At 39.2% G+C, this 5,493-nt stretch carries 3 protein-coding genes; 2 read left to right on the plus strand and 1 reads right to left on the minus strand.

Going from position 1 to position 5,493, the window contains the following annotated elements; genetic code table 11:
- The first annotated feature begins 431 nt into the window (after window positions 1-431).
- Complete coding sequence (locus DP116_RS26670) at window positions 432-992, plus strand: methylmalonic aciduria and homocystinuria type D protein (protein ID WP_169158012.1); 561 nt, start codon at window positions 432-434, stop codon at window positions 990-992.
- A 14-nt stretch (window positions 993-1,006) separates the two neighbouring features.
- Here the strand turns inward: DP116_RS26670 and DP116_RS26675 are convergent, their stop codons facing one another.
- Window positions 1,007-2,002, minus strand: a complete 996-nt coding sequence (locus DP116_RS26675; RefSeq protein ID WP_169158013.1) for an NAD-dependent epimerase — start codon at window positions 2,000-2,002, stop codon at window positions 1,007-1,009.
- Window positions 2,003-2,703: 701 nt separating this feature from the next.
- Here DP116_RS26675 and treY point away from each other — a divergent pair.
- The coding region (gene treY, locus DP116_RS26680; protein WP_169158014.1) for a malto-oligosyltrehalose synthase at window positions 2,704-5,493 on the plus strand (2,790 nt) is incomplete at its 3' end.

Genomic DNA, 5,493 nt, shown 5'->3' on the forward strand with positions numbered 1-5,493 from the left:
AGTTGGGAGTTGGGAGTTAGGAGTTGGGAGTTGGGAGTTGGGAGTTGGGAGTTGGGAGTTGGGAGTTGAGAGTTGGGAGTCGAGTGTTGGGAGTTGGGAGTTGGGAGTTGGGAGTTAGGAGTTGCGAGTTAGGAGTTGGGAGTTAGGAGTTGCGAGTTGCGAGTTGCGAGTTGCGAGTTGCGAGTTGGAAGTCGCAACTCGCAAGTTGCTCACTATTCAAATAGAACTGCCATAGCAGAGTGAAAAAACAGAAACTTATCATAAAAGGTAAAATAAAGATTAAAGAATCCTTAAAGATAAGTAGAATATCAAAAATAGCTTGAAAGCATCTCTTCGTATTAGGGAAATTTCATATTTTTTTTGACTATTTAAGAGTTATCATCAATACAAAAGATCGATGTTAAAAACTTGTAAAAACCAAATAAAGTTGAGTGCAATATCCGACAGTTTACACTTGTACTGGAGGCTGTCCCATTCATTTGGTTGGCAAAAGGGGACAAGGTGTTCAAATTTCAATTCATGTTCCTAGTCGGTATATCTGTGCCAACCGCGAGCAGATATTACCAGATTGGAAAAAACAGCTTTTCTTGTGGGTGGTGATTGTTTTACAGCAATCAAGATATGAACTTGTGGAAAGTACACCGGAAATTGAGACAGAAAAACAAAGGTTGCGGGAAAAGTTTATGAGGTTTGGCTGTGATCTGGCTTTTAATCTGCGCGATCGCCATTATCTAACAGATCTCATCGACCCCCGCACTGGCTATCCTTTGCTTTCCCGTCCAGGGAAAATTCTACATGATGACACTGCAGCGGTGAAGGCTTTACTGCACTATCCGGTTATTCAGAACAAATGCCGTTTATTAGTTCACCCGAATTGGGGAATGGCAGTTTATCCTGGAATTCTGATATCACAAGCTCCCCCAATCATCATAGAGTGGGTTATCAAGAGTATAGCCCCCCTACATGACTGGAAGATAAAAGATGAAGGATGAAAAATTTATACTTTCTATTCAGGTTGTTTGTACTCTTGATACCATTGCAAAAAGCAATGTATACCTTGTTCCAGGGGTGTACTGGGCTTAAATCCAACATCACGCATCAGGTCATCTACATCGGCATAAGTCGCGGGAACATCTCCTGGTTGCATCGGTAATAAATTTTTCACAGCTTTCTTGCCAAGCGCCTTTTCTATCACTTCAATGAACGTCATCAATTCCACAGGGTTATTGTTACCAATGTTATAAAGCCTGTAAGGAGCATTACTATTTGCTATGTTGGCTACGTTGGATTGAGGTGGTTTAAGCATCACCCGAAAGACGCCCTCGACAACATCGTCAATGTATGTAAAATCTCGCTGCATTTTACCGAAGTTGTAGACATCAATGGGCTTGCCTTCTTGTATCGCTTTTACGAATTTAAAATATGCCATGTCTGGTCTTCCCCAGGGACCATAAACTGTAAAAAAGCGTAGCCCGGTTGTTGGAATGTGATAAAGATGACTATAAGTATGGGCAATCAGTTCATTTGCTTTTTTAGTTGCAGCATATAGTGAAATAGGATGGTCAACATTATCGGTAACAGCGAAGGGAACTTTGGTATTGATACCGTAAACAGAACTTGAAGAGGCAAATACTAAGTGCTTGATTTGACTTTGGCGGCATCCTTCTAAAAGGTTGACAAAGCCTGTAATATTGCTATCTATATAAACCCAAGGATTTTGTAAAGAGTAGCGTACGCCTGCTTGGGCTGCAAGATTGACGACATAATCAAAGGTGTAGTTTTGAAAGAGTTGAGCAACCTCGGGGCGATCGCTTAACTCCAAAAACTGAAACGTAAACCCCGGCTGCGAGTGAAGCTGTGCTAAACGAGCTTTTTTTAGGTTGACATCATAATAGTCGTTTAAGTTGTCAATCCCTATCACCTCGACACCTTCTTTCACAAGACGTTGTGCTAAGTGATAACCAATAAATCCAGCAACGCCAGTAACCAGTACCTTCGTCATGAATATCCCTCAAAACTCCATAACAGCCATCATAGTCATTGGTTGAAGTACAGTTAAGCTGTAGCTAGCAATTCAATTGGGGGGATTTTCACGACTGAGGCTGATGTAGCTTTTATTCTGGGTGTGCTATTTGCCGAAACAGAAAAATCAGATGAAAAAATAAATTGTGTGGTGGTGCAGGTGGAGTGAAGGTGAGGACTATAGCACTTTTGGTGTTGGGTGCAATACACAGCATAGCTTGAGTTCTAGGCGGACAAGGTTTTCTTCTTGAGAATCGTGCAAGATTTCAGTCTAATGAACTTCAATCAAATTGATGTCAGATTTATACTTATAATAATCTCAGAAAAGAATTGAAAAAATCTTTTCTATTATACTCATGAAAAATCACAATGTCATAGTCTCCCATTACCAGAAAAAATTGCGATTTGCAACAACTGAAAGTAAGATATGAGACTTTTCTGCTTAACCAAGCCTCGTAATTTTCATCAAAACATCTATAAGGTTTCTTACTTTAATCAAAGATAGATTTATCTACTACAGGCTGCGTATTCTCTGATAAGCTATCCAGAGGATATGTATATCTGTGGTTGTTTGACTCTTTGATAGACTAGATTGAATTGAATATTCTTCTAGTCATTTTAGCAGCATAAACTGGATACGAAAAAAACGCTCATTAGACATATACCCGAGGGATGAATTCTATGCGGATTCCAGCAGCAACTTATCGAATTCAATTCAATTCAGAATTTGGTTTTGATGCCGCAAAAGCAATTACAAACTATCTGGTAGATCTGGGAATTTCGGATCTCTACGCTTCTCCTATTTTCAAAGCAAGACCCGGAAGTAGTCATGGATATGATGTTGTTAACCCCACTCAGTTAAATCCAGAATTAGGAACTCAAGAAGCTTTTGAAAGCTTAGTCCAAGAATTACAACAGCATAAACTCGGTTGGTTACAGGATATTGTCCCTAATCACATGGGTTATGATAGCCAAAATAAATATTTGATGGATGTGTTGGAATACGGTATACATTCCAGCTATGTTGATTACTTTGATATTCCTTGGAACGCTCCTTTTGCTAGAAACTACGAACCAATATTGGCTCCATTACTGGGCAACTTTTATGGAGAGTGTTTAGAAAATGGCGAGATTCAACTTAAGTATGATGAGACAGGACTCAGCGTTAACTATTTTAGTTTACAGATTCCTCTTAAATTAGAATCTTACGCCATTTTTTTGACTGAGAATTTAGAGAAATTGGCTCAAGCTTTAGGAAGAGAACACCCAATATTTGTGAGGTTGCTTGGTGTCCTGTTTATAGTGAAAAGTCTTCCTTCCGAGACAGTAGCACAGCAAAGACAAGACCAAGCAGCTTTTGTCAAAGGACTTCTTTGGGAATTGTACACAGAAAATCCGGAAGTAAAAACCTTTCTTGATGAAAATCTGCAACTTTTTAATGGTGAACCAGGAAAACCACAAAGCTTTAATCTTTTAGATAGCTTACTTTCTCAACAGTTTTTTCGGCTGTGTTATTGGAAAGTTGGGGCTGAAGAGATGAATTATAGAAGATTTTTCACTGTGAATGAGTTGATCTCAGTCAGAGTGGAAAATTTAAAAGTTTTTGAAAACACTCATGATTTGATTTTCAAGCTAGTCAGCGAAGGTAAGTTTACAGGCTTGCGAATTGATCACATTGATGGTTTATACGATCCAAAAGAGTATTTAGATAGATTGAGAGAAAAGACGGGAGAAACATATATTACTGTTGAAAAAATTTTACAGCCTGGAGAAGACTTACCAAGTAACTGGTCAGTTCAAGGTACATCTGGGTATGATTACCTGAATTACGTCAACGGAATTTTTTGTAAAACTGAGAACGTAGATAAGTTGACTGAAATCTACTCAAATTATACAGGGCTAACAACATCTTTTGAGGAAATGGTTCCAGACAAAAAGCATTTTATTCTAGAGAGAAAGTTAGCGGGGGATATTGATAACATCACTTCTCTTTTAAAGACAATTGCGAGTAAGCATCGGTATGGAAATGACTTTACAATCAATGGTTTAAAGCGAGCACTTGCAGAAGTTCTCAGTCGCTTTCCTGTTTACCGAACTTACGTTACTCAAGAGGATCTATCTGAAATTGATCGCGCTTATGTTCACGAAGTGATTGAAGCAACCAAACCACACACACCATTCTTGAACCATGAATTAAACTTTATCGAGAAATTACTGTTGCTGGAATATGATGATAATATCACTCAAGCAGAGAAAGACCAATGGCTTTACTTTGTCATGAGAGTGCAGCAGTACACAGGACCATTGATGGCGAAAGGAGTCGAAGACACTGCTTTTTATGTTTATAACCGGTTTATTTCTTTAAACGAAGTTGGTGGCGAACCGAGTCGTTTTGGTATTAGTGCTTCAGAATTTCACGACTTTAACCAACAACGGCAGGCGAAATGGTGTCATGCTATGAGTACGACCTCCACTCATGATACCAAGCGATGTGAAGATAGTAGGGCAAGGCTGAATGTTCTCTCAGAAATTCCTGAGGAATGGGAAAAACAAGTTCGCAATTGGAGTGAAATTAATAGTTCCCACAGAAAGACAGTTGAACAGTTAACAATGCCAGATAGAAACGATGAATATCTTTTCTATCAGACACTTGTAGGAGTCTTTCCATTTAATGAAGAAGAGTTCCCCACTTGTGTTGAACGGGTGAAAAATTATGTGATCAAAGCTATCAGAGAAGCGAAAGTTCATACTGGATGGCTGCGACAAAATAGCGTTTACGAAAATGCTTTTACTGATTTTGTCACAGCAGTTTTTGAACCCTTGAAAGACAATCCATTTTTAAAAGAATTTTTGCCTTTCCAAAGACGGGTTGCTGAGTATGGTATCTTCAATACTCTTTCTCAAACACTACTGAAAATTACCTCGCCTGGAGTTCCCGACTTTTATCAAGGAACTGAACTATGGGATTTTAGCTTAGTTGATCCTGATAATCGCCGTCGGGTGAACTTTGAAAATCGGCAGTCTTATCTCAAAGCAATTAAGGAACAGGTAAAGACAGATATTCTCAAGCTAATAGATGAGTTACTTGCTAACAAGGAAGATGCCAGAATTAAACTGTTCCTCGTTGTCCAAGGTTTGAAAGCAAGGACTGAGTATTTACAAGTTTTTCAGCAAGGCGACTACTTACCTTTGGAAGTGAGTGGCAAGTTTAAAGAGAATATCATTGCCTTTGCAAGGAAGGATGGAAATAAGACAATTATTACCATTGCTCCCCGCTTTTTCACAAGCTTAATTCAACCGGGAGAGTCCCCGCTAGGAAAAGAGATTTGGCATGATACGAGTTTGAAGTTACCTACAGAAGTCACTTCGTGGAAAGATGCGATCAGCGAGCAAACTATTGAAGCGAATGGCACTTTGTTGATTGGGGAAGCGTTGAAATACTTCCCTGTGGGTTTGTTGGTTAGTCAAGGC

Origin of the sequence: Brasilonema bromeliae SPC951 (genome assembly GCF_012912135.1) — a bacterium.
Taxonomy (GTDB): Bacteria; Cyanobacteriota; Cyanobacteriia; order Cyanobacteriales; family Nostocaceae; genus Brasilonema; species Brasilonema bromeliae.

Bases quoted from the DNA above. Each gene is read 5' to 3' on its own strand.
- DP116_RS26675 (WP_169158013.1), bottom strand. From the start codon at position 2,002: ATGACGAAGGTACTGGTTACTGGCGTTGCTGGATTTATTGGTTATCAC.